Source organism: Chryseobacterium ginsengisoli (genome assembly GCF_039542325.1).
In the GTDB taxonomy this organism is placed as follows: Bacteria; Bacteroidota; Bacteroidia; order Flavobacteriales; family Weeksellaceae; genus Chryseobacterium; species Chryseobacterium ginsengisoli.
In genome coordinates, this window is the sequence record NZ_BAABHX010000002.1 from 764307 (window position 1) to 790506 (window position 26200).

21 protein-coding genes are annotated in these 26200 nt (G+C 32.4%); 5 read left to right on the forward strand and 16 right to left on the reverse strand.

Annotated elements, in window-relative coordinates; genetic code table 11:
* Nucleotides 1-16: 16 nt before the first annotated feature.
* From ABD940_RS08520 to ABD940_RS08530, 3 genes are all read right to left on the reverse strand, one after another.
* The gene (locus tag ABD940_RS08520; RefSeq protein WP_345202361.1) at nucleotides 17-640 is read right to left on the reverse strand and encodes a hypothetical protein; all 624 of its coding nucleotides are present in this window, start codon (nucleotides 638-640) and stop codon (nucleotides 17-19) included.
* A 2-nt stretch (nucleotides 641-642) separates the two neighbouring features.
* On the reverse strand, nucleotides 643-1395 hold the full coding sequence (locus tag ABD940_RS08525; protein ID WP_345202363.1) for a polysaccharide deacetylase family protein: 753 nt from the start codon (nucleotides 1393-1395) through the stop codon (nucleotides 643-645).
* A gap of 84 nt (nucleotides 1396-1479) precedes the next feature.
* Nucleotides 1480-2445 (reverse strand): NAD-dependent epimerase/dehydratase family protein, encoded by a 966-nt coding sequence (locus tag ABD940_RS08530; RefSeq protein ID WP_345202365.1) that lies wholly within the window; start codon nucleotides 2443-2445, stop codon nucleotides 1480-1482.
* Nucleotides 2446-2535: 90 nt separating this feature from the next.
* Here ABD940_RS08530 and ggt point away from each other — a divergent pair, with 90 nt between their 5' ends.
* Together ggt and ABD940_RS08540 are read left to right on the forward strand one after the other, a co-directional pair.
* Nucleotides 2536-4221 carry a gamma-glutamyltransferase gene (ggt, locus tag ABD940_RS08535; RefSeq protein ID WP_345202368.1) on the forward strand — a complete coding sequence of 562 codons (1686 nt, stop codon included), beginning with the start codon at nucleotides 2536-2538 and terminating at the stop codon, nucleotides 4219-4221.
* A gap of 248 nt (nucleotides 4222-4469) precedes the next feature.
* Nucleotides 4470-5750 (forward strand): dicarboxylate/amino acid:cation symporter, encoded by a 1281-nt coding sequence (locus ABD940_RS08540; RefSeq protein ID WP_345202370.1) that lies wholly within the window; start codon nucleotides 4470-4472, stop codon nucleotides 5748-5750.
* Nucleotides 5751-6081: 331 nt separating this feature from the next.
* Here ABD940_RS08540 and ABD940_RS08545 read toward each other — a convergent pair whose 3' ends face one another.
* The 8 genes from ABD940_RS08545 to gyrB all read right to left on the reverse strand — a co-directional run bounded on the left by ABD940_RS08545 (nucleotide 6082) and on the right by gyrB (nucleotide 18615).
* Nucleotides 6082-6933 carry a diacylglycerol/lipid kinase family protein gene (locus tag ABD940_RS08545; RefSeq protein ID WP_345202372.1) on the reverse strand — a complete coding sequence of 284 codons (852 nt, stop codon included), beginning with the start codon at nucleotides 6931-6933 and terminating at the stop codon, nucleotides 6082-6084.
* Between the two features lie 44 nt (nucleotides 6934-6977).
* Nucleotides 6978-7787 carry a DUF3298 domain-containing protein gene (locus ABD940_RS08550; RefSeq protein ID WP_345202374.1) on the reverse strand — a complete coding sequence of 270 codons (810 nt, stop codon included), beginning with the start codon at nucleotides 7785-7787 and terminating at the stop codon, nucleotides 6978-6980.
* 93 nt (nucleotides 7788-7880) lie between these two features.
* Nucleotides 7881-8708: an RsiV family protein gene (locus ABD940_RS08555; protein ID WP_345202376.1), complete on the reverse strand. Its 828-nt coding sequence runs from the start codon at nucleotides 8706-8708 to the stop codon at nucleotides 7881-7883.
* 82 nt (nucleotides 8709-8790) lie between these two features.
* Complete coding sequence (locus ABD940_RS08560; RefSeq protein ID WP_345202378.1) at nucleotides 8791-10722, reverse strand: transglutaminase-like domain-containing protein; 1932 nt, start codon at nucleotides 10720-10722, stop codon at nucleotides 8791-8793.
* Nucleotide 10723: 1 nt separating this feature from the next.
* Nucleotides 10724-12616 carry a DUF3857 domain-containing protein gene (locus ABD940_RS08565; protein WP_345202380.1) on the reverse strand — a complete coding sequence of 631 codons (1893 nt, stop codon included), beginning with the start codon at nucleotides 12614-12616 and terminating at the stop codon, nucleotides 10724-10726.
* Nucleotides 12617-12709: 93 nt separating this feature from the next.
* Nucleotides 12710-14557, reverse strand: coding sequence for a DUF3857 domain-containing protein (locus ABD940_RS08570; protein WP_345202383.1), 1848 nt, complete (start codon nucleotides 14555-14557; stop codon nucleotides 12710-12712).
* A gap of 96 nt (nucleotides 14558-14653) precedes the next feature.
* Nucleotides 14654-16549, reverse strand: coding sequence for a DUF3857 domain-containing protein (locus ABD940_RS08575; RefSeq protein WP_345202386.1), 1896 nt, complete (start codon nucleotides 16547-16549; stop codon nucleotides 14654-14656).
* Nucleotides 16550-16680: 131 nt separating this feature from the next.
* The gene (gene gyrB, locus ABD940_RS08580) at nucleotides 16681-18615 is read right to left on the reverse strand and encodes a DNA topoisomerase (ATP-hydrolyzing) subunit B (RefSeq protein ID WP_345202389.1); all 1935 of its coding nucleotides are present in this window, start codon (nucleotides 18613-18615) and stop codon (nucleotides 16681-16683) included.
* Nucleotides 18616-18845: 230 nt separating this feature from the next.
* On the opposite strand from gyrB, the gene ABD940_RS08585 reads away from it, so the two are divergent.
* Genes ABD940_RS08585 through ABD940_RS08595 form a run of 3 tightly spaced genes read left to right on the forward strand, consistent with a single transcriptional unit; the run spans nucleotide 18846 to nucleotide 21491 of the window.
* Nucleotides 18846-20189: a cytochrome ubiquinol oxidase subunit I gene (locus ABD940_RS08585; RefSeq protein ID WP_345202391.1), complete on the forward strand. Its 1344-nt coding sequence runs from the start codon at nucleotides 18846-18848 to the stop codon at nucleotides 20187-20189.
* Nucleotides 20186-21190: a cytochrome d ubiquinol oxidase subunit II gene (locus ABD940_RS08590; protein WP_345202394.1), complete on the forward strand. Its 1005-nt coding sequence runs from the start codon at nucleotides 20186-20188 to the stop codon at nucleotides 21188-21190. The genes ABD940_RS08585 and ABD940_RS08590 overlap by 4 nt, the downstream gene beginning before the upstream one ends.
* Before the next feature lie 28 nt (nucleotides 21191-21218).
* Nucleotides 21219-21491: a hypothetical protein gene (locus ABD940_RS08595; RefSeq protein WP_345202396.1), complete on the forward strand. Its 273-nt coding sequence runs from the start codon at nucleotides 21219-21221 to the stop codon at nucleotides 21489-21491.
* Nucleotides 21492-21501: 10 nt separating this feature from the next.
* Here ABD940_RS08595 and ABD940_RS08600 read toward each other — a convergent pair whose 3' ends face one another.
* The 5 genes from ABD940_RS08600 to ABD940_RS08620 all read right to left on the reverse strand — a co-directional run bounded on the left by ABD940_RS08600 (nucleotide 21502) and on the right by ABD940_RS08620 (nucleotide 25781).
* A complete protein-coding gene (locus ABD940_RS08600) occupies nucleotides 21502-22320 on the reverse strand; it encodes an OmpA family protein (protein WP_345202399.1) in 819 nt (272 codons plus the stop codon).
* Nucleotides 22321-22435: 115 nt separating this feature from the next.
* A complete protein-coding gene (gene lysS / locus ABD940_RS08605; RefSeq protein ID WP_345202401.1) occupies nucleotides 22436-24133 on the reverse strand; it encodes a lysine--tRNA ligase in 1698 nt (565 codons plus the stop codon).
* Between the two features lie 143 nt (nucleotides 24134-24276).
* The gene (gene rlmF / locus ABD940_RS08610) at nucleotides 24277-25182 is read right to left on the reverse strand and encodes a 23S rRNA (adenine(1618)-N(6))-methyltransferase RlmF (RefSeq protein ID WP_345202404.1); all 906 of its coding nucleotides are present in this window, start codon (nucleotides 25180-25182) and stop codon (nucleotides 24277-24279) included.
* Nucleotides 25183-25185: 3 nt separating this feature from the next.
* Nucleotides 25186-25563 (reverse strand): c-type cytochrome, encoded by a 378-nt coding sequence (locus tag ABD940_RS08615; RefSeq protein ID WP_345202407.1) that lies wholly within the window; start codon nucleotides 25561-25563, stop codon nucleotides 25186-25188.
* On the reverse strand, nucleotides 25563-25781 hold the full coding sequence (locus ABD940_RS08620) for a hypothetical protein (RefSeq protein WP_345202409.1): 219 nt from the start codon (nucleotides 25779-25781) through the stop codon (nucleotides 25563-25565). Before ABD940_RS08620 ends, ABD940_RS08615 begins: the two co-directional genes overlap by 1 nt.
* Nucleotides 25782-26200: the final 419 nt, after the last annotated feature.

A 26200-nucleotide genomic window follows, 5' to 3' on the forward strand; every position in this document is an offset into this window, starting at 1 on the left:
ATAAATTGCGGTGGGTTTAAAGATATTTTTCAGAAAATATTTCGATAAGTGTATTTGAATCAACCGCATTTTCATCAAACCTTGTTAAAACTTCACGAACTTTAGGATATTCGTCTATAAATTCAAGGTTTTCGATTTCTTTTAAATTAAAATCATTCATTATTTTCCTAAAGAATTCCTCACCTACACCCCAGTATTTTATATACTTACTTTCGTCTACAAATATTTCTACAAGATTTTCATCATCATTATAAATCAATCCGAAATTGATAAAAGTATCCTGCGTAAGTTCTTTTTTATATTTACTTATAAATTCTAGTATCTCTGTTTTTTCATTATAATTTCCATAATTGAGATCAAAATCAATATGCCCAAATAAAACAGCAGCAACATCAGGAAGTGTTTTTGATAAAGCTAGAATTAAATTCCAAAGATTAGAATTATCTATATTTATTTCACAATAAAATTTGAAGCCAATCAACTCATTTTCAGCACTATTTTCATTTAATTTAAATGTATAGCCCTGAACGATATTTGCAGTTTTACATTCCTCCCATCTTTTTAAAAGCGAAGGATTATTAGGAATTTCATCTCTATTTAAAAACCTTATCGTTTTTGGTAATTCTAAATTAGATTTCATAGTTAAAATATATAATCTTTCATACGAGAAGTAGCCATCTCTTTCTCGTTGATCCAACTAAGAAGGGCATCTAATTTGTCCTCCATTTTTTTGCCCGAATTCAATCTTCTGTAAAAAGGAATATCAAATCGATATTTCTTAAAATCTGTAAACTGCCAAGAGTTTAGATAAATCAAAACAAACTCATCTTTCTTCAGCGTTTCAAAAACCATACTCTCATAATAATCCATTGGCAACATCTGAAACACAAAATCATTATATGGCAACTGACTGTAAGGAGAGATACTTTCAGGAACGATACTCAACCCATCTTCTTCGTTGATTTGTGTATCTCTTTTTAGGCGTTTAAACGGGAAAAGAATATTCGCATTATCGATGTTTGAAACATAATTAAATTCCATTAATTTCAAACTTTCTTGAGGCAGCTTAAAATCTTTTTGTCGAATTCCGCGGATCTGTTTTTCCAATAATTCCTGAACGAATTTCTTCGCATCTTCAATTTCCTGAAGACTGGAATTTTTATTATAAAAAGCAATTTCATGCCCTTGAGATGAAATTGCTTTTAATAGATTTTGAAGTTTTTCTACGATGGAAATTTCCACAAAAAAACTTGCTTTTGTATCGTGAATATCTAAAATTCTGAGAATAGCTTTCGTATTATCAATTGTGGTTTTCATCCTTTCTTCAACAGAAATTTCCACTCCATTTTTGCACTCAGCTTCAATCTCCACAATATTGAAAGTCAGCAAAACCATTTAAACTTAATTTTAGATAAAATTTATAATAAATTAAAAATCAGATGTTAAAATAATAATTAATTAAATATTAACTTTAAGTAATTAATTTTTATCTAATTTCACTTTAAGATTCTTGATCATATCTTTCGTCATTTCAGAAATTCCGAAATCGTAAGTCAATCCCCAGTCTTTTTTCGCTACAGAATCATCAATTGAAGCCGGCCACGAATCTGCAATCTGTTGTCTGAAATCCGGTTTATAATCAATCTCAAAACCTGGAATTTCTTTCTTAATTTCTTCCGCCAATTCTTTTGGAGTAAATGACATTCCTCCCAAATTATAAGACGAACGAACCGTCAAACTTTCTTTTGGAGCTTCCATTAATTTCAATGTTGCGTTGATCGCGTCGTCCATATACAACATCGGCATTCCTGTGTTTTCAGAAATAAAACTTGTATATTTTCCTTCTTCAATGGCTTCGTAAAAAATCTCAACAGCGTAGTCAGTTGTTCCTCCACCTGCAGGAGTTTTCCATGAAATCAATCCAGGATATCTTATACTTCTTACATCTACTCCATACTTGTCAAAATAATATTCGCACCATTTTTCACCCGCCATTTTAGAAATTCCGTAAACAGTAGTGGGATTTAAAACAACATCCTGTTCCACATTTTCCTTTGGAATTCCTTTCCCGAAAACAGCGATAGAACTTGGCCAGAAAATCTTTTGAATAAGCCCTTCTTTCGCCAATTCACAAAAATGAAGAAGAGGTTCAAGATTAAGTTTCCATGCAAAAATCGGCTGCTTTTCTGAAGTACCCGACAATAATGACGCCAAATGATAAACCGTTGTGATCTCATAATCTTTGATCACTTGTCTTACCAATTGCGTATTCGTAACATCCATTCTTTCATAATGTCCGGCAGAAGTGATTCCTTTTTGCCATCTGTCAAGCCCTGAAGCAACAACATTGTCCGCTCCTTGGATCTCAACAAGTCTGTTTGTAAGTTCGGTGCCGATCTGTCCTAAAGCACCAGTAATAAGTATTCTTTCCGTGTGGGATTCCATTTTTCTTTTTATTAGTTGATCGAAAGCAAAAATAAATATTTTAAAGCCTATCTTAAAACAAAATTGTAAATTCGATTATAAAATTTGCAAATGAAAAAGATTATTATTTCACTTATTCTATTTTCTCACACATTTTCAGCACAATACACTGATATTAATATTGTAAAAGAGGTTAAAGTTAAAAATAAAGGTGTCGTTGTTTCCGCACATCCACTGGCAAGTGAAGCGGGCGCAAAAATCCTGAAAATGGGAGGAAATGCTTACGATGCAATTGTCGCCACACAATATGCTTTAGCGGTTGTTTATCCACAAGCGGGAAATATCGGCGGTGGCGGATTTTTGGTTGGTGTTAAAAATAACGGTGAAAAATTTACATTAGATTACCGTGAAACTGCTCCACAAAAAGCAACTCACGATATGTACGTTGATAAAAACGGAAAAGCCAATACAGATCTTTCCCAAAACGGAAGATTGGCAGTCGGAGTTCCAGGAAGTGTGGCGGGATTTTTTGCTACATTGAAATATTGCAAACTTCCTATGAATCAATTAATTCAACCTGCGATTGATTTGGCAGAAAAAGGATTTGCCATAACTGATCAGGAAGCCGATTTACTAAATGCGAGTAAAGAATATTTCCAAAAACACAATCAATCCACAATTGTTTTTATTAAAAATATGCCGTGGAAATCGGGAGATATTTTAGTTCAGAAAGAATTAGCAGAAACTTTAAAATTAATTCAAAAATCAGGGTTAAAAGGATTTTACGAAGGAAAAACTGCCGAACTTCTGGTTTCTGAAATGAAAAAAGGAAACGGAATTATCACTTTGGAAGACCTTAAAAACTATAAAGTTGCAGAAAGGAAAGCCTTGGAATTTAATTATAAAGGAAATAATGTAGTTTCGATGCCTTTGCCTTCAAGTGGCGGAATTTTATTGGCTCAAATGTTGAAAATGGCGGGTTATGAAAATTTAGAAAAATATCAGCAAAACTCAACAAAAGCGGTTCAAATTATGGTCGAAGCCGAAAGAAGAGCCTTTGCCGACAGAGCCGAATATATGGGTGATCCGGATTTTATTCAAGACAAAACATCTTACTTAATATCTGATGAATATTTAAAAAATAGATGGAAAAGTTTCAGTTTTAATAAAGCAACTCCAAGCTCAGAAGTCGGGAAAATCATTAATCAACCTAAAGAGTCTACACAAACGACCCATATTTCCGTGATTGATAAAGATGGAAATGCTGCGGCTGTAACTACAACATTGAATGGATTATACGGTAGTAAAGTCGTCGTTTCGGGTGCCGGATTTTTCTTAAATAATGAAATGGATGATTTCTCCGTAAAACCAGGTGTTCCGAATATGTTCGGAGCTGTCGGAGGTGAAGCAAATTCTATTCAGCCTAATAAAAGAATGCTTTCATCCATGACTCCGACAATTGTTCTGAAAAACGGAAAACCTTATATGGTTGTCGGAACTCCAGGTGGAACTACGATTCCGACATCTGTTTATCAATCGATTGTAGATATTGTTGATTTTAAATTGAATGCTAATCTTTCCGTTAATTCTCCTAAATTCCATCATCAATGGCTTCCTGAAACCGTTGCTTTTGAAAAGAATTTTCCTGAAACTACCATTAAAGATTTAGAAAAATTAGGCTACAAATCCGAAAAATGGAATCAAATCGGAAGAACGGAAATGATTTTGATTGATGATAACGGAAATATTCATGCTGTTGCAGATGGTCGTGGTGACGATTCTGTGGCAGTTGAATGATTTAAATAAAAAGACATTATTAATAATGCTTTGAAAACCTCAGCATGACATTTCTAATACTAACTGTTTTAACTATTGACAGTATTTTTATAGCGTTGTCATGCTGAGCCTGTCGAAACATCTTAGAATAAAAAATAATTAAAGATTTAATTTCAGCGAGGCTTTCAGCCCCGCTGAAACTTTTCATGACTTCTATCATGTTTTAAAGCAAATTTTATTAATTTTCGCACTTTAAAATCCAATCTCTTTTGAAAACAAAAAAATTCTACCAACAGATTTATTTTCAGGTCATCATCGCAATTATTGCGGGGGTTCTTTTAGGCAGATTCTTTCCTGAATTGGGCGAAAAAATGAAACCTCTCGGTGACGGATTCATCAAATTGGTAAAAATGATCATTGCTCCCGTAATTTTCATTACACTGACTTTAGGAATCGCACACATGACAGATTTGAAAAAAGTAGGAAGAATTGCCATAAAAGCGATGATCTATTTTGTTACTTTTTCAACTTTAGCTTTAATTATAGGATTGATCGTCGGAAACATTCTACAACCCGGACACGGCTTAAATATTGATCCGGCAACACTTTCGGGAGACGTTTCACAATATCAGCAAAAAGCCCATGAAACAACTTTGACAGGTTTTATGATGAATATAATTCCCGAAACACTGTTCAGTCCGTTGGTTGGTGAAAATATTCTGCAGGTGCTTCTGGTTGCTATTTTAATGGGAGTTTCATTAGTTCTGACAAAGGAAAAGAGTCATAAAGTAACTGAATTTTTACAGGATCTTTCTACTCCAATCTTTAAAATTGTGCACATGCTGATGAAATTAGCCCCAATCGGAGCATTCGGAGCAATGGCTTTTACTATCGGAAAATACGGACTTCACTCTGTTTTAAACTTAATATTTTTAGTAGGAACCTTTTATATTACTTCTGCCCTGTTCGTGGTTTTAGTTTTGGGCGCAGTTGCTTGGTATAACGGTTTCAACATATTCAAATTAATGTATTACCTGAAAGAAGAGCTTCTTTTGGTTTTAGGAACAAGTTCATCAGAATCTGCACTTCCGGGAATTATGGAAAAACTTGAAAAAGCAGGTTGCACGAAGGCGATTGTAGGTTTGGTTGTTCCAACAGGATATTCTTTTAACCTTGATGGAACCAATATTTATATGACTTTGGCTTCATTATTTATCGCCCAGGCTTTAAATATTCATCTTCCGATCGAGAAACAGATTATTTTACTTTTAGTAGCTATGTTAAGTTCAAAAGGAGCAGCCGGAGTTACAGGAGCCGGTTTTGTGACTTTAGCCGCAACTTTAGCTGTCGTTCCCGAAATTCCTATTGCAGGAATGACTTTGATTTTAGGAATTGATAAATTTATGAGTGAATGTCGTGCTTTAACAAACGTTATTGGAAATTCTGTAGCAACTGTAGTCGTAGCAAACTGGGAAAAACAGTTGGATAAAAATCAATTACAATATTGTCTGGATCATCCGAATGAGATTGAGAAAAAATTGGAAGTTTGATCTTAGAAATTATATTATTTTTCAGATGCTTCGAGAGCCTCAGCATGACATCGCTAAAAACAAACTGCAAAAATAGTTAGTATTAGAAATGTCATGCTGCGGCTCTCGAAGCATTTTGAATTATTATTTTAATGTTTATATTTTTGTTTTAACTTAAATTTTGCAGACAAATATCCTAGCCCCGATTGTAGAGGAAATCCTTTTTTGAAAAAAAAGATTGCAACGAAAAGCGGGAAATAGCTCCTGAAAAAATGATGAATAGCTAATTTTTAATGACCAATAATAGATTCTTCCTTCGTCAGAATGACAATATAACTGAATCGTTTTGAAATTATATCAGAATAGTTAAACTTGCAGGCTGTACTTTAACGTGAATTGGTGATTTTATTTTGTTGAATTCGCCATCGAGATGCCAGTTTTTGGTATTTACCTTGAATTCTATTTCAGAAACCGGAAGATAAGTAACGTAATCGTCGTCTTTCAATTTTTTTGTGAACATTCTGAATGCAAAAAGCGCTGAATACGTCAAAGGAAATTTTTTCACCAAAACCATATCGACCAAACCATCACTTTTGCTTGCTTTCGGAGCGATGTATGCATTGTTTCCGAATTGACGTGTGTTGGCGATATTCAGCATTAAATATTTGCCATTGTATTGCTGATATTGTTCATCAAAGAATTTAACCTTAATCGGTTTATAATTGAAGAATGTTTTCAGGGAAACTTTAATGTAATTTTTGAATCCGCGATCTGTTTTTTCGAATTCTTTTACCACTTTTCCGTCAAATCCGGTTCCGGAAACGTTGATCGAAAGTTTATCATTAACCGTGAAAGTATCAATCTTTCTGGAATTTTTTGCTTTAATTTTTTCTAATAATTCATCAAGATTCTTACTGAATTGCGTCTCATTGGAAAAGCCATTTCCGGAACCTGCCGGAAAAATAGCCAGGATCTTTTCTGTATTGATCAAATTCTTTGCAACGGTTGAAATTGTACCATCACCTCCGATCGCCACAAAAATATCTACATCATTAAAATGTCTCTGAATAAACTCATCCGTTCCGGGAATAGATTCTGAAATGTAATACAGAGGATCTTTCACCTTAGTTTTCAGTTCATTGAGAAACGGCTGATAGTTTTTCTTCGCCGAAAAAGGATTGATGATAAAGGCTACTTTTTCCATTGTTACAAAATTAAAAAATGCTTCCACATTTGGAAGCATTAATATTAATTAATTTTCATTCTTTCTTTAAAATCTGTTTTTAAATTTTCAGATAAATCATCCCACGAAATCGGAACAATAATATCTCCAATGTCATAATTTTCAGAAATCTCGTTCATATTGTAATGAAAGTACAAGTTATTATCATCAAAATAAAAGTTTTCCGTCACAGGAATATTTGCTGATGACAAAATTGCATAACCTTTCTGATCATATTTTTTCATCTGCTGCATCATTGTTGTTTTTTCCAGATTCGTCTTTAAAAGTTTCGAAATTTCTTCTTTTGAAAGCGATACAATATCAGAAAGTTTCAATTTTTTATTATTTCTAAGATCAAAAACCCTTTCCTGATAATGATATTGGTCTTTTTCTCCTCCTTCAAACTGATTGTTATAATATTGAATATAGAGATAATCGTTTTTGTTCATTTTAAGATCCATCTGCGAAACATATTGCCAATCATCCTTAGATTTTATATTTGAAAGTTTTTTTGATTTAAGCTGACCATACAAATTCTTCTTTTCGTCTTGTAAAAATTTCTTTAATCCTTCTTTTGAATAATCGATGATGTTTTGACCCGAATAAATCTCTTTCAACAATTTTTTATTTTCCAAATCCGGAAACCAAAGTAGTTTCGAAGAATATTTTATCATCAAAGAATCGGAAATTTTTAAGGAATCTTCTTCAATTACTGAATCTATCTTAAGATTGGAATAACTGTCGGCTGTCGAATTTTTCTTTTTTACTCCAATCTCTTTACAGGCAAAGGTTATCATGAGCAAAATAAATATCCATACAAAATAAGGTCTTTTCATCGATTATGTGTCTAAGTGAAGTGTTCCTTATAGATCTCAAAAAATGTTCCAACTCATTAAAAAAGCTCCCAAATCGGAAGCTTTATATTGTATCTAATTGATATTCATTCTCTTTTTAAATTCAGGAGTTAAAGTTCCTTTTAACTCTTCCCAGGAAATCGGAATTGTAATATCTCCTGCTGCAAAAGCTGTGATTTCGTAAGGACTGTAATGAAAATACAGATTTTTATCATCAAAATAGAAATTTTCCGTCGCAGGAATTTTATCAACAAGAAGCATTTCAGAATTATTTACTTTCCCATTTTCGTCGGTTGTACCACTGTTGACGTTATTAATATTTTTCATCAGCAATGTTTCGAGTTTGTTTTTCGGCATCGAAGTAATATCTTTTAGCTCAACTTTTTTATTATTCTTTATATCAAAAACCCTTTCCGAAAAACCATAATTATCATGTGCTCCTCCAGAATAAGATCCCCACGAATATTCAATATGCATATAATCATTCTTGTTGAAAACAAGCTCCATCCCTGAACTTTCATACCATTCCTGTGCAAAGCTTATATCTGAAATCCAATCTTTGCTGTCATTTTTAATAGATGTAAAATAGTCTGTTTTATCTTTCTGTAAAAATTTTTCCAAACCTTGTTTAGACCAGTCTTGATTTCCTTTTATTTTAAAATAAATACTGTCTAAAAGCTGTTTATTTTTTATCGTCGGGAAGACTAATAATTTAGAATCAAATTTTGCAGTCAGAGAATCTGCAATTTTCGTAGAATCTGCAATATTTACAGAGTCTACAATAAATTTTTCGGGTTCAGAAATTTCAACTTTATCAGAGCTTTGAGTATTTTTTTCAGTCTTATTACAAGCCGAAATAGCCAATAATGAAGAAAGTGCCAAAACCGCAATCGTATTTTTCATAATTTTAATTTTCCTTCTTATATACAAAAACCATTCAAAAAATGAATGGTTTTATAAATATTTTGAAATTTTATCAACTTTCTTATTTCTTCACTAAGCTAATTACCTGATTTTCCTGTTTTGAAGCCACTCCCCAAATCTGTTTGAATGCAGGATAATATTCTTTCGGATAATTCGGACTCAGAATCTTCGTTGTAGAAGTAGCTTCCAGTTTATTTCCTTTCTGCTCTACAATATAGCTGTATTCAATTTCCTTATCATCGGTAACGATTTTTTTGCTTTTCGGCATTTCTTCGATTACATAACCTTCAGGAATTTCCAAGATAATTTTCTTAACTCTGGTGAAAGGTGAAGTAAAATCGATCATATATTTTCTTTCCTCAGTCTGATCAAACTCATTTGAATTTTTATTTAAAAACAACATCGGATTGATGATCATTTTCTTCCCTATTTTATCAATCAAATTCTCAGAAGAAAATTTCATTGTACTTTCAAAATCACCGTTTTCCAAAACTTTAGAATCAATATTTGTAAAATCTATAGCGAAGTTTTCTTTATATTGTTTCTTGTATTTATCAGCATTATCATCATAATTTTCTTTTGCAAACATTGCATAAGTTCCCGTATCCTTATCAGAATATGTTCCCGAAATGCTTCCGTCATCATTAATTTTCGCTTCAGCCGTTAAGTATGTAAAACTTGTTTTAGCATTTACCATCGATAATTGCTGAACTTTTTCTTTATTAATTAAAATACCAAACTGATTCCAGTCTCTCGGAGGCAACTGATCCATCGAAGATTGCTTTGCTGTCGCGTCATACAAATGAAAACCGTCTTTTGTCTGGATTGCAGCAATTACTAAGTTCATGTTAGAAATATTCGGAGATGCAATATTTATCAAACCGTTGCTTACCGTAGAAATCGTCAATGGATCCGCTTTAATTCCTGCTTCACGAAGCATCATTACAAGAAAAAGATTGATTTCCGCAGCATTTCCAGTCTTTGTTTCGAGCATTTTTTTGATGCCGTCTTCAGTGTATAGTCCTCGGTCTTTATTCCATGTGAAAGTATTTTTAACATAATTGAAAATGGCATTTGCTTTCTCAATCTCGTCAGAAATTCCGGCAATATTTGCAGGCATATTTTCTTTTGCCAGCTTGGTTTTCTTTAATTCTCCTCCAAAATCATCATTTTCATAAAGTCTTTGTTTCACCTGTTCCCAAGATGAAGAATATAGTTTCAGTTCTCTAAAATTCGTTGAATGAAGTTCTGCACTTATTTTTGTCCTGTAATTTCTGTCATTATTTACAAACTTTTCAGCTTTGAAACCCTTCAAATTTTCATAACCGAATCTGTATGTTCTATAATTCATCCCATACATTGTTTTTTCGTCAACTTCCCTGTATTTTGGATTCAAAAACCCTGTGTAATTAACGTTATATGCAATATTTGACGGGCTGTCCAAAACATATTCCGTATATAAAGAAGGCGTATCGGATTCAATAAGAATTTCAGGAATAATGAATAAAAAAGGTGAAGTTACCTCATATTGATATTCAATGACAGAGCCGTTTTTCACGTTTGGAAAAGCAAATTTTGTAATTGAATAGTTTTTACTTTCCTTACTTTTATATTTCGAACTTTTATCAACTTTTGTTGCCACAGAAGCTCCATTTTCCAGATTATAAGTAAAAGCTTTAATCTTCGAAATCGTTTCCTGATCGCTTCCGCTCTGATACAAAGGAATTTCAAGATTCAACCAATCTTCCGCTTTATCTTTATCGTAAATTTTGATTCTATAAAAAGCCTTTTTGATAAGATTTCCTGTATTATAATCAATATTAAAATGTAAAGATTTATATAAAATTTCCGCCGGTGCATTTTCATCCAAAGCCGATTTTTGCTTTGACAAATCTGCCTCATTGAATTTGGGAGGCTCTAGAAATTCATGCTTTTGTGCATCAATAAAGATAAAATTCATTGAGCAAAAAGCAATCAATATTATTTTTTTCATGTTAAATTTTAGAAATTAAAATTTTTGAGTTGTCGATATTAATTGTTTTTTTTCTGAAATTGATATAATCGTTGTATTTTTCTTTCGGATAAAGACCTTTATTAATTCTTATGGTTCTGTTTACCTTTAATTCTTCTCCATTTTTCACAAAACTTAGTTTGTATGTGCCGAATTCAGAATTAATATTAACATTTTCCGGAAGTTCTTCAATTTTAAAATTTTTAGGAATCGCAAAATTGATTTCATATTCGTCTTCGAAAGATTGTCTTAATTCAAAAGGTAACTCCCTGTTTTCTTCTGTTTTATAAACATTATTTGAATAGATCGGAACCGCTCTGAAAATAATACTACTTCCTGCATTTTTAGAATAATTGTTTGCTTTAAAATCAAGATCGAATTTCGCAACCGCATTATCTTTATCATTCAGGAAATTTTTCATTTCAACTTTTTCAAAATGTAAAACGTCCAAGAGGTTTTTCACAGCTTCATTCCTTTCTTTCGGAGACATTGTCGCCAAAACCAGATTGTTGTCGTACTGAATCCCCGTAAAAGAAAAATTGCCTTCCCCGGAAATGCTGTTATCTTCGTTAAGATTGATCTTAAGAAACTGTTTTTCTTTACTTTGATCGGCTGTATAAACCGGAGTATCAATCAATTCAATTCCATTTTTTCTTATAGAAAGTACATTTCTATCTGTCGTACTATAACTTAAATGGTTAAAAGCAATCTGCTGAGAAGTGTTTTCCAGCCAAATATTTCCCTTTTCTGTCGGAACCATCAAAATTACATGATTTCCTCCCATTTTTGGAAAATCTTTATCAAATGAAACAGGCGAAGAACTCGAATTTATCACCGAATAATACGAAGGAATTCCTGCCTCATCCAACAACGTTTTCATGTAATTGGTCAAGCCTTTACAATCTCCATACCCTTTTTTCTGAACTTCATCCGGAAGCATCGGTTGCCAACCGCCAATTCCCAACGCAACGAAAATATATCTCGTTTTTGTCTGCATATATTGATAAAGTTTTTTTACTTTTTCTTCAGTTGTCCCCTGTAAGTTCAAAGCTGCAACTTCGGCTTTAATGGAAGGCGTCGACAAAGAAACAGGCTGTAAAATACTGCTATAATACCAAGATCCAAAGTCACTCCAACTATTGATATTTCCCTGTTTTCCTTCTAAATTGAATTTCGTTAAGGCAAAACTTACTTTTGGTAAAATTTTTACAGGTTGAGGAACCAAAAAGGCATCATCAATCGCAGAAACATTTTTATAGCTGTAAATTCTTTCTCCTGCGCTATCACTTTCTGTAGCCGAAGCGTAATTGTATTTTGAAGGATAGGTTTTTGTTTTAAGTTCGATTCCTGATTTGTTAATTATTTTGAGCTGAGCTTCTTCCAGCGAAATATTAGCTGATCTGAAAGGCACAAAATCCGGCAGAAAAATAGTATTTTCATCACTAATCTGGTAAGAAAATTCGACAGTGTAAGGATATTGAGTCGGAGTGTACGACAAAGCCATTATTCGATGATTCGAGTAAAATGTTCCTTGATTATTATTAGCAAAATCTCCAAAATCAGACTTAGAATACGATTTTATTTTTTTTCCTGATTCGTCATAAATATTAACTTTGATATCCGAGATATTATCTCCTTTCTCATAAGGAATCAAAACCTGTGCATCAGAATCCCCATCTTTATTAAGAACTGTAGTTACCGTATAATATTGATATCTTATATCATCAATCTTATTGATCTGAATTGTCGTAAAATCTTTTCTGATAACCGCATCCGCATTTTTTTTCAGATTTTCAGGAATCGCAGAAGCTGGGAAGCTTTGAGCGTAATACAAAGAAGCCATCGAAAGCGCTCCAATACAAAGTATTTTCATCATGGTTATTATAATTGAGCAAAAATAATGAAAACATAATCTATATAAAAGTTAAATTTTATAGAAAAAGGCTTCAAAAAAATGAAGCCTATATCGTTAAATTTTAACCAAACTTATTACTTGATTTTCGCTATCTGAGATAATTTTCCAAATTTGTTTGAAAAATGGATAATATTCTTTAGGATAATTCTGACTTGCAACATCTATTTTTGAAGTAACAATAAGTTTATCATTTACAACTTCAATATTATAATTGAATGATATTTCTTTATCATCTGTCTGAATTTTTTTCGGCTTCGGAAGATCAGCAACTTTATATCCGTTTGGAATTGTAATCTCTACTTTTTTTTCTCTGGTAAATGCCGAAATAAAATCTATCTGATTTTTTCGCTCTTCTTTTTGATCAAATACTTCATTTCCCACATTAAGAAATAATAAAGGATTGAAAATAATCTTGTTTCCTACAATATCTATTAGACTATTACTAGAAAATTTCATATTAGACTCAAAATCTCCGTTAGTAAGTAACTTTGATTCTACATCTTTTACGTTTGTAGCAAAATCTGTTTTAAAAGATTGATTGTATTTATCATGATTAATATCATATTCATCATATGATTCAATCGCGTATAAACCATTTTCTTTTTGACTGAAAGTTCCTGTGATCTCAGAATTATCAAGATTAAGATTTGCTTTAATAACTAGATCTTTTTTGCTAATATTGATATTTGAAAACGATAAATCTGTTCCTTTTTTATCTTCTAATAGAATTCCGAAATCATTCCAATCTCTTTCAGGAAGTATATTTACTTTAGAATTAAAAGATGTTGCATCATAAAAATAGATTTGGTTATTAATTTTGACAGAAGCCAAAACCATATTCAAATTATTTAGATTTGGAGATAGTATATTTAATACTCCATTATCAACCGTAGAAATTAATAAAGGATTTGCCTCTAATCCAGCATCTCTCAAAAGTGCAATCAATGTCAAGTTTACATCCGCAGCATTTCCTGATTTTAATTTTATAAATTGCTTCAAACTTTGACTGGAAATAATACCATATTCTTTATTCCATTTATAATTATTTTTCACAAAACTAAAAATCTTATTTGCTCTTTCTAAAGGGTCATAGAATTTTTTTATTTCATCAGGAATTATATCTTTAACATTACTTTTTAAAAATCCACCAAAATTATCATTATTCTTTAGTCTATCAGCTACTTTATTCCAGTTTTCGGCTGTATCATAAATGAAATATTTTGTTGTATATTTATTTAATTCGGGCTTTAATCGGGTTTTATATCTATCACCATCTTTTATAAATAATTCTGTTTTTGAAGATGTCAAATTTTCATAGCCGAAACGATAAACATTAAACGCTCCCCCTACATGTTCTTCAGTATTAATGAGACTGTATTTTGGTTTTATAACATTTGATCCTGTACTATTAAAAGTATATGTCATCGTATCTGGATATTCAAAATTATATTCTTGGTACACAACAGGAATATTATATTGTAATTGGTATGCTAAATTAAAAATATTGTTAATTTCTAGTTTATAATTGTATTCAATTACGGATCCATCTAGAACGTTTGGAATAGCTAATTTGTAAACTTTTAATCCTTTTACAAAATTTTCTTTCAGTTGTTCTCTCTTATCAATTATTGTTTTTTCAACCTTGTTATTTAAATAGTTATAAACTATTACTTGAAAGTCTTTAATACTTTCCCCGTCTCTTATAGGAATTTCAATATTTAACCATTCTTCAGAATTTTTTTTCTCATAAATCTTAATTTTAGAAAAAAACTTTTTTTCAACCAAACGCTCAGGAGAAACAATATAACTTATACTATTATATAGAATTTCAGCAGGTGCATTTTTTTCAATTGTAGAATTTACTTTTTTCAAATCTGCCTCATTGAATTTAGGATAAGACATAAATTTATGTTCTTGTGAAAAACATAAGTTGAATAAGAGTATAAAAATAGGACTTAGTTTTTTTATTGATTTCATAGTTTATCGAAATAGTTGTGTTTAAGATTTTTTAGACATTAAAATTTTAGAATTATCTGCATTTAGAATTTTTTTTCTAAAGTTTATATAATCGCTATACTTTTCTTTAGGATAAATACCTTTATTTATCTTTATGGTACGTTTTACGATTAATTTGCTTTCTTGTTTCTCAAAAGTTACCTGATAAGAACCAAATTCAGAATCTATATTCCCATTTTTCGGAATCTCTTCAATATAATAATTTGGAGGTAATTCATATATAATTTCTGATTCATCAGAATATGAAAGTTTGCTTTCAAAAGGCAATTCTCTGGTTGAATCTTCATGATAAGTACTTTCTTTATAAATTGGCACTGCTCTGAAAAGGTAACTACTTCCTACTGGTTTTGAATAATTTAAGGCTTTAAAATCTAAATTAAAATCAATAACAGCTAAGTTTTTATCATTATTAAAGTCCTTCATTTCAATATTTTCAAAATCCAATGTAGAATATACTTTCTTCATTACATCTGTTTTATCTTTTTCAGGAAGTAATAAATACATCAAATTAAAATCATACTGAGCTCCTTTATAAGAAAACTTACCTTTTCCTGTAATTGACTTATCCGGATTTAATTGAATATATAAAGCTTGCTTTTCTTTATTTTCTTCAGCTGAAGAACTGGGCGTCTGAACAATATCAATTCCATCAGGTTTTACCATAAGAACATTTCTATCAGTCGTGCTATAACTCAAATGATTAAAAGCAATTTGTTGAGATGTATTTTCCAACCAGATATTTCCTTTTTCTGTCGGAATAGTTAAAATAACGTGGTTTCCAGCCATTTTTGGAAAATCTTTATCAAAGCTGATTGGTGAAGAATTAGAATTAATAATAGAGTAATAAGATTTTATTCCAGCTTCAGTCAAAAGGGTTCTCATGTAATTAGTAAGTCCCTTACAATCCCCATATCCTTTTTTTTGAACTTCGTCAGGAAGCATCGGTTGCCATCCTCCGATTCCCAACGCAACAAAAATATATCTTGTTTTGTTTTGCATGAATTGATATATTTTTTTTACTTTTTCTTCGGTTGTTCCTGACAAATTTAAAGATGCTATTTCAGCTTTAATTTGTGGCGTAGAAACAGAAACAGGAGTAAGTAAATTTTGGTAATACCAAGTTCCAAAATCCTTCCACGATACTATATCTCCCTGTTTTCCTTCAAGATTAAATTTATCCAATGAAAAACTTACTTTTGGTAGTACTTTTTGAGGACTTGGAACCAACTGTCCATTATCTATTGCTTGAATATTTTTATAAGTATACATTTTATTTTCACCATTTGATTTTGCATCTACCGAAGCGTAATTAAATGGTGACTCATATACCTTTGAACGAAGATTAATACCCGATCTATTTGTAATACTATAGTTGCTTTCTTCCAACGCAACATTATATTCGTAAAATGGAATAAAATCAGGAATAAAAACGGTATTTTCATCACTTAGTTCATAGCTAAATTCCACTGTATAAGGAAAACTCGAAGAGGTAAACGGGAGAATAAGCATTCTGCTATCCGAATAAAAAGTTCCTTGCGGATTTGCTGCAATATCTGTAAAATCACTTTTAGAATAACTTTTTATTTTTTTCCCGGATTCATCATAGACAATAACTTTAACATTAGATACATTATCACCTTTTTCATAAGAAATTCTAGGTATAGAATAAGGAATTGCATCTTTATTAAGAATTGTCACAATAGACGATTTTTTATAAACTATATCGTCTATTTTATTGATTTCAACCGCAGTACTTTCCTTTCGGATTACAACACTTGCGTTTTTTTTCAAATTTTCCGGAATAGAAGAAATGGGATAATTCTGTGCATAATATAATGAGCCTATAGTTAAAGCTCCAATACAAAGTATTTTCATCATAGTTATTAAAATTGAGCAAAAATAATTAAATCTTAATAACTGTTAAAATTAATTTTTATTGTTTTTGAAAATATTTCATAAAAAAAGACTCCATTTCTGAAGTCTTTTAATTTTATATGTAAGAAATTTAATTATGCATCGATCTTAGCATATTTAGCATTCTTCTCGATAAATTCTCTTCTTGGCGGAACCTCATCTCCCATCAACATTGAAAAAACACTGTCTGCTTCTACTGCATTGTCAATCGTTACCTGCTTCAAGATTCTGTGCTCAGGGTTAAGAGTTGTTTCCCAAAGTTGTTCAGGATTCATCTCTCCAAGACCTTTATAACGTTGAACCTCAACGCCTTTTCCATCAGGAGACATTTCTAAAGTAAATTCTTCACGCTCTTTTTCGTTGTAAGCATATACTTTTTTGTTTCCTCTCTTTAATAAATACAAAGGTGGTTGAGCAATATAAATATATCCGTTCTCAATCAATTCTTTCATATATCTAAAGAAGAATGTCAAAATCAATGTAGAAATGTGAGATCCATCAATATCGGCATCGGTCATGATAACAACTTTATGGTATCTTAACTTAGCCATATTCAACGCTTTACTATCTTCTTCTGTTCCTACAGAAACACCTAAAGCCGTATAAATATTTTTGATTTCTTCGTTATCATACACTTTATGAAGCATTGATTTCTCAACATTCAAAATTTTACCTCTTAACGGAAGAATAGCCTGAAAAAATCTGTCACGACCTTGTTTTGCCGTTCCACCTGCGGAATCTCCCTCTACAAGGAATATTTCAGATTCTGCCGGATTTTTTGATGAACAGTCAGATAGTTTACCAGGAAGACCGGAACCTCCCATTGGAGATTTTCTCTGAACCATTTCACGAGCTTTTTTCGCAGCCTGTCTTGCTTTTGCAGCCAAAACAACTTTCTGAACGATAATTTTCGCTTCATTAGGGTTTTCCTCTAAGAAATTAGTCAACATTTCACCTACAATCTTATCAACAGCACCAGAAACTTCGGAATTTCCTAATTTTGTCTTAGTCTGTCCTTCAAACTGAGGTTCCATTACTTTTACAGAAATCACGGCTGTTAATCCTTCACGGAAGTCATCTCCTGTAATTTCTACTTTTTCTTTTGCTGGAAGTCCAAGTTCATCAGCATACTTTTTCAAAGTTCTCGTTAAAGCTCTTCTAAAACCTGCCAAATGCGTTCCACCTTCATGTGTATTGATATTATTTACATAAGAGTGAAGATTTTCGTTGAATGATGTATTGTAACGCATCGCAACTTCAACAGGAATATCATCTCTTTCACCTTCCATGAAAATTACATTTTCCATGATAGATTCACGGCTGCCATCAATATAGGCAACAAATTCTTTTAACCCACCTTCAGAATGAAAAATTTCTGATCTGAAAGACCCATCTTCCAATTTTTCTCTTTCATCTGTAAGTGTAATTGTAATTCCTTTATTTAAATAAGAAAGCTCTCTTAAACGAGTTGCCAACGTATCATAATTATAAACCAATTCTGAGAAAATAGTATCATCCGGCTGAAAGAACTGCTTGGTTCCTCTTTTGTCGCTGTGCCCTATTTCTTCAACCTGAGTTTGTGCTTTTCCTTTAGAATATATTTGCTGATAAACGTTTCCGTCTCTGTAAACAGTTGTAACCATTTCGTTGGAAAGTGCATTCACACAGGAAACCCCAACTCCGTGAAGACCTCCGGAAACTTTATAAGAATCTTTATCAAATTTACCTCCTGCTCCGATTTTGGTCATTACAACCTCAAGAGCGGATTTTTGTTCTTTTTCATGGAAGTCAACGGGGATACCTCTACCGTTATCCATAACTTCAACTCCGTTTCCTTCCTTAATAGCAACGAAGATCGTGTCGCAGTATCCTGCCAAAGCCTCGTCAATAGAGTTATCTACTACTTCATAAACCAAATGATGGAGACCTCTAACTCCCACATCACCAATGTACATTGAAGGACGCATACGTACGTGCTCCATCCCTTCCAATGCCTGAATACTACTAGCTGTATATTGTTTCTGACTCATATCAAATATTAAAAATCTTGCTGTATGCAAAGACTTACAAATATCGTGATTTTTTTCGAGGTATGAAAGTTAAAATATGTCAAAAAAAGATAGATTTTTCCACAGAAATCGGAAATATTTTATGTTAAAAAATATCAAAGTTAAAGCCTATTATTTAAATCCATACTGTTGTAAATCATACCGAGCATCTCTAATTTATCCTTACCTTTATTACACAAAAATTGATATTTATGGACGACTTTCTTGCAGCTCGTGCACAAATGGCGATGTCACTCGGTTTTCACATCATTTTCTCTTGTGTTGGTATGGTAATGCCTTTTCTGATGGCTTTCGCTCACTGGAAATATTTAAAAACAAAAAACGAAGTTTACAAAGGACTCACAAAGGCTTGGAGCAAAGGAGTTGCCATTCTATTTGCTGTCGGTGCGGTTTCCGGAACGATGCTTTCTTTTGAGCTTGGACTTCTCTGGCCAAACTTTATGAAACATGCAGGTCCGATTTTCGGGATGCCTTTTTCTCTGGAAGGAACAGCATTTTTTATTGAAGCCATTGCCATCGGATTCTTCCTTTATGGATGGGACAAATTCAACAAATGGTTTCATTGGTTTTGTGGATTTTTGGTTGGCTTAAGTGGATTAGCTTCCGGAATTTTAGTTGTTGCAGCAAACGCTTGGATGAATTCACCTGCCGGATTCGATTATGTTGATGGACAATATTTAAATATAGATCCTATTAAGGCGATGTTTAATGAAGCTTGGTTTCCACAGGCTTTACATATGACGGTTGCTGCTTTTTGTGCGACAGGATTTGCGGTTGCAGGAGTTCATGCTTATTTAATTATGAGAAAAAAGAATGTTGAGTTTCATACGAAAGCATTCAGAATTGCAGCCGGATTTGCATTAATCGGAGCATTCGGAGCTCCTTTAAGTGGTGATGTTGCTGCAAAATCCGTTGCGAAAAGACAACCTATAAAATTAGCTGCAATGGAAGCTCATTTTGAAACAGAAAAAGGCGCATCTTTTGTAATTGGCGGAATTCCCAACGAGAAAAAAGAAGAAATAAAATATGCTATAAAAATTCCAAAGGTTTTAAGCTTTTTAGTGAGTAATGATTTTAATTCTGAGGTTAAAGGATTAAAGGATTTCCCAAAAGACGAATGGCCTCCAATTGCGGTTGTACATTATGCTTTTCAGATCATGATTTTCTTTGGAGTTATAATGATTATTATAGGAATGGTTTATTTATATGCAACATTTTTCAAGAAAGAATGGCTCACTAAAAACTGGCTTTTAAAGACATTTTTATTCGCAACACCTTTTGGATATATTGCTTTAGAAGCAGGTTGGACAGTAACAGAAGTTGGTCGGCAACCTTGGATTATTTATGGAATCATGAGAACTGCAGACGCTGTAACGCCGATGCCGGGAATTCAATATTCGTTCTACTTTTTTACAGCAATTTTTGTTTCATTATCATTAATAATTGTGTTTCTTTTGAGAAGACAGATACAGATGGTTCCGAAACTGTATGATCCGACCGATGCTCAGTTTAACTCTAAAAACAAGAAGTCATGATTTACGTAGTTATAGGTTTTCTTTGGCTGTCGATTTGCCTTTATGTGATTTTAGGAGGAGCGGATTTCGGAGCTGGAATTGTAGAACTTTTCACAAAAAAAAGAGCACGTGATAAAACAAAGGAGATCATGTATGAATCTATTGCTCCAGTTTGGGAAGCAAATCATATGTGGCTGATTATTGCCATTGTAATTTTATTTGTCGGTTTTCCTGAGATCTACACTACTCTTTCTACATATTTACACATTCCGCTGGTTTTGATGTTAGTAGGAATTATCGCGAGAGGAACGGCATTTACATTCAGACATTATGATGCTGTAAAAGATGATTGGCAACATGTTTATACTCAAATATTTTATTTTTCCAGTTTGCTGACTCCATTTTTCTTGGGATTAATTGCTGCTGCAACGGTTTCACATTCTATCAATCCAGATGCGACGGGATTTTTAGATTTGTATATTTTCAGTTGGCTAAATTGGTTTGGTGTTACAGTTGGATTATTTACAGTTTCAATCTGTGCTTACCTTGCTTCAGTATTTGCTTTGAGAGAAACAACCGACCGATTGCAATTAGGTTTAATGATTAAAAAATCTAAACAAACAATGATTTTTGTTGTCATTACAGGACTTTTGGTATTTACTACAGCTTATCTTTCAGATATTCCTTTATTAATGTGGGTTTTCTCGAAACCTTTAGGAATCATGGCTACATTTTTTGCAACCATTTGTTTATTATTGATTTTAAGAGCAATGAATCGTCGAAAATTGCTTCCTGTGAGAGCTTTAGCGGGGTTTCAGGTGATTATGATTTTGGTTGCAGCAACGTATCAACACAATCCGAATATTATTTTATTTGGAAATGGTCAACATCTTTCATTATTAGAACATGTTGCAGCTCCGAAAACAATTTCAGCTTTGGGATGGGCTTTGATGTTGGGTTCTTTATTTATTCTGCCGTTTTTGTTTTATCTGATGGCTTCATTTAGTAAGCAGAGAAGATAAATTAACTTTAAAATTGTCTTAAAAATAAGTGATTTCAGATAAAGAATATAATTTGCAGGATTTTGAGATGATTAGTCTTGAACCTTATGTTTACAGACTTTTCAAAAATGAAGATATACTTTTAATGGAAGTTACCTGCGGAAGTCATGGTTTGTGGCAAGTATGGATCAAACTTAATGAAGAAGAAACTTTGCTTTATAAAAATGAAGGAGAGCTTGGTCTGAAAAAAACAGCAAAATTATTCTCCCAAAATTGTTATAATCCGATTTACCACAGAAGATATATAAAGGTTAATGAATAAATTAAAAATTCTATTTTTTAAGCAAAACTATTTCAACCCTTCTGTTTTTGATAAAATCGCCTTCGCCACGTTCCGGATAAGCAATAGGATTAAGATGTCCTTGTCCGGTTGCTTTTATTCGCTTCGGATTTATTCCCTGTTTTTCGAGAAATTCTTTGATTGCGTTTGCTCTTGTGAATGAAAGATTGAATGTTTTTAAATCAAGATCTTCCCCATCAAAATTATCGTAATCACAACAAATATGACCTTGTAATTCAATTTCCATTGTTGGATTATCTTTTAAAATATTAGCAAGTTGAATTAATACTTTATCACCTTTCGGAAACCACACATGACGACCTCCGACAAAATTAACATTGGGAAGCAAAAAAGTATCCTTCACTTTTATCTGAGAAACACTTTTACTAAAAAAACTGGCAAAAGATTTTCCTGATTTTATTTCTTCTGCAGAAATTATTTTATCTATAAATATATCTACCCTTCTGTTCTTTCCGCGAAGTTCTTCTGTACTGTTGTCATTGATCTGTTTCTCTTTACCTAAACCTATAACACTTTCCAGTTTTATATTATTTCCGACCTTTTCCTGTAAATACTTATTGACTGTATTTGCGCGATTTTCAGATAGTTTTTTATTGTAGTCTGAAGTTCCTGAGATATCACAATTTCCGAAAATTCTAAATTTTAAATTACTTTTTAAATGAGTCAGGCTATCTAATTTTTTTTCAGATTGCTTATTTAGTTTATAGCTGTTATATTCAAAATAAACAGAAGTAAGCATTTGTGCTTTAAAACTGGCACAAAAGAAAATTAATAACACAAAAATTTTCATCTTATTTAGTTTTTTAATAAACGGAAAACAAGCAGAAATAGTTTGTCATATTTTTGAAAAAGTTCCGGCGGAAGCTTCGCTTCCGCCGGAACTAAATTATATTGAAATGATTAATTTAAACCAATTTCATCAAAACATTTTCGTCGATTTTTTCAACTTTTACCAAATTATTTTTAGTTAAAGTTTTTGAAGCTTTGTCCCATTTCTTTCCTGAAAGTTTAGATTGATCTTTCACTTCAACAAGAGAAATTTGTTCTCCTGATTTTAATATTTCAAGAATTATTTTTTCATCTTCACCTAATTCAATCTGAGGAACAGTTTTCTCAGGCTTCATTTGAGGGAAGAATAATACTTCTTGAATTGATGCATTATTCGTTAAGAACATAATTAATCTGTCCATTCCGATTCCCATTCCTGAAGTTGGTGGCATTCCGTACTCAAGAGCTCTTAAGAAATCTTCGTCAATAAATTGTCCTGCTTCATCATCTCCTTTTTCAGATAATTTCAGCTGATCTTCAAAACGTTCTCTCTGATCAATCGGATCATTAAGCTCAGAATATGCATTCGCGATTTCTTTACCGCAAACCATTAATTCAAAACGCTCTGTAAGACCTTCTTTGCTTCTGTGTTTCTTTGTAAGAGGTGACATTTCAACCGGATAATCTGTAATGAAAGTCGGCTGAATGAAGTTTCCTTCACACTTTTCACCAAAAATCTCATCGATTAATTTTCCTTTACCCATCGTTTCATTCACATCAATTCCGATAGATTTAGCAAAATCGAACAATTCCTGTTCTGTTTTTCCTGTAATATCGAAACCTGTATATTTCAAAATAGCTTCTGTCATAGAAACTCTTGCGAAAGGCGCTTTGAAGCTTATTTCCTGATCTCCAAATTTCGCATTTGATGTTCCATTTACCTGAATTGCACAGAATTCCAACAATTTCTCGGTGAAATCCATCATCCAGTTGTAGTCTTTGTAAGCTACATAGATCTCCATTACGGTAAATTCAGGATTGTGCGTTCTGTCCATCCCTTCATTTCTGAAGTTTTTCGAGAATTCATAAACACCGTCGAATCCACCCACGATCAATCTTTTCAGATATAATTCGTTTGCAATTCTTAAATATAAAGGAATGTCTAAAGCATTGTGATGCGTAATAAACGGTCTTGCCGCAGCTCCACCAGGAATCGATTGCAAAACAGGCGTTTCAACTTCAAAATATCCTGCATCATTAAAGAAAGTTCTCATCGCGTTGAACAATTTTGTTCTTTTTACAAAAACTTCTTTTACATGAGGATTCACCAATAAATCGACATAACGTTGTCTGTATCTTAATTCCGGATCTGTGAAACCGTCGTGTACTACTCCATTTTCATCGGTTCTTGGTTGTGGAAGCGGACGTAAAGATTTAGTTAAAATAGTAAAGTTTTTAACCAAAACCGTCTTTTCACCAACTTGAGTCGTGAACAATTCTCCTTCAATACCAATAATATCTCCTATATCTAAAAGGTGTTTATAAACTTCATTATACAAAGTTTTGTCTTCACCTGTACAGATCTCATCTCTGTTAAAATACACCTGAATTCTGCCTGTAGAATCCTGTAATTCAGCAAAAGAAGCTTTCCCCTGAATTCTTCTTGACATTAATCTACCTGCAATCTTAACCTGTTTATTATCAGCGAAATCCTGTTTTATAGATTCTGTAGTATCTGTAATTACGTATTCATCTGCAGGGAACGCATTGATTCCCATTTCAACAAGCTTGTTCAGCTTTTCTCGTCTAATGATTTCTTGTTCTGATAATTGCATTGTATCTATTTAAAATAACGTGCAAAAATAGTGAATTTTGAATTGATGGTCAACGGCTTTTTTCAGAAATCTCATTTATTTCATATAAAATTCAATTCAGAGGATGATTTGAATTAAAATTATGAAAACCAATCTTTACGATTTTATTGAGGAACAAAAGTCCAAGCTAATATTCTGCTTATTTTCTGACCTTGAGCCATATCAATCGTTTTGATTTCTACTGCTTTTAGTTTTTTCAGAAGCGAAGTAAGCTTAAACAAATTATCTTTTTTTGAAACCAGACAGGTAAACCAAAGAACCTGTGACGAATACAAAACACTTTCATTGATCATTTTTGAAATAAAAGCCAGTTCGCCACCTTCACACCACAACTCAGATTGTTGTCCACCAAAATTAAGTAAAGGCTTTTCTGTTTTCGATTTGTTAAGATTTTTTGTTTTTCTCAGATTTCCCTTTAAAGCAGATTCTTCAGAATCATGAAAAGGAGGATTACACATAGAAAATGCAAACCGTTCTTTTGGTTCAATTATATTTTTAAATATATGATCAGAATTTGATTGAAGCCTTAATTCTATTAAAGATAATAAATCAGGATTATGGTCTATTATTTTCTGAGCATTTTCCAAAGAATCTTTATTAATATCCGTTCCCAGCATTTTCCAACCATAAGATTTACCGGCAATTAAAGGATAAACAAGATTTGCCCCTGTTCCAATATCTAAACCTTTTACGGAAATACCTGTTGGAATTTCATTCTGCTGTTCGGCTAATAAATCAGCAATATAATGCACATAATCTGCCCTACCCGGAATTGGAGGACAAAGATTATTCTCGGGAATATCCCAGCTCTTCACATTATAAAAATGCTGCAATAAAGCTTTATTAAGTAATTTTACGGCTTTCGGAAGACTAAAATTAATCGTTGCCGTTTGATAAGAATTGATAAAAACATAATGTTTCAGTTCCGGCACACAAGAAATAAGCTTATCAAAATCATAAGGATCACGATGCAGATTTCTTGTGTGTAAACTGGATTTTTCGGTAGACATTTTCTATTTTTTCTTTAATGTCAGAATATATTCTACCATTTTTTTTGCATCTTCTTTAGACACTTGAGGATGAGCAGACATCGGAACGCCTCCCCAAACTCCACTTCCGCCTTCTATGATTTTGGAAGCCAACAGTTCAATATCTTTATCAGAATATTTACCTGCGATTTCCTGATAAGAAGGTCCTACCATTTTCTCATTTACCGCGTGACAGCCGGAACAATCAAGAGTTTCAATAATTTGATCTCCCATAAGATTGCTTTTTGCAGACTCTGAAATTGTTGTTGTTTCAGAAGAAGTGGCGTCAACCGGAGTATTTTCTTTTTTAGAACAGGAAAAGATCAGCAAACCGAAACATCCTGTTAAAAATAGTTTTTTCATTATTTTTTAGCCTCTGCAGAATCAGTTTTAGGCGCTTCAGTTGCCGGTGCAGGGGTTGCAGCAGGTGTTTCTGTTTTTTTAGCGGTAGAATCTACTACAGTTGGAGCATCCGGTTCAGGTAACATTGTGTTGCTGTCCTGTAAATCATGATTAGGCTTTTTTGAGCAGTTAACCACTAATAAACCTCCGATAAATGCTATTGCTAATACTTTTTTCATTGTTTTCTAATTTGCTGACAAAAATATAAAAAATAAGCTTTCAACCTTATGATAAATATCCATTTTAAGTATATTTTTATTTAAATTTCCTAATTCAGAATAATTATATTTAAGAAGCAATCTATTTCTGAAGAATGGGCTGAAAATCTTTCTCAATAAAAATTTAAAACCAATCTTTATATAATTGTACCTGAAATAAATATTTTAAGTTTTTTTATTTTCGAATTTTTTGCTTTTTGTATTAAAAAAATATTTACATTTGTCCTATGTTTAATAAGAGCAACAATAATTGGTGGTGGCTTTCAAACTCTTCGTCGGGTCTGAAGTTATTGTCATGTTGTTAATTTATCTACATCAGGAATAATAAAAATAATATATAAAGACTTTGACGGATACCGTTGAAGTCTTTTTTTGTTTAA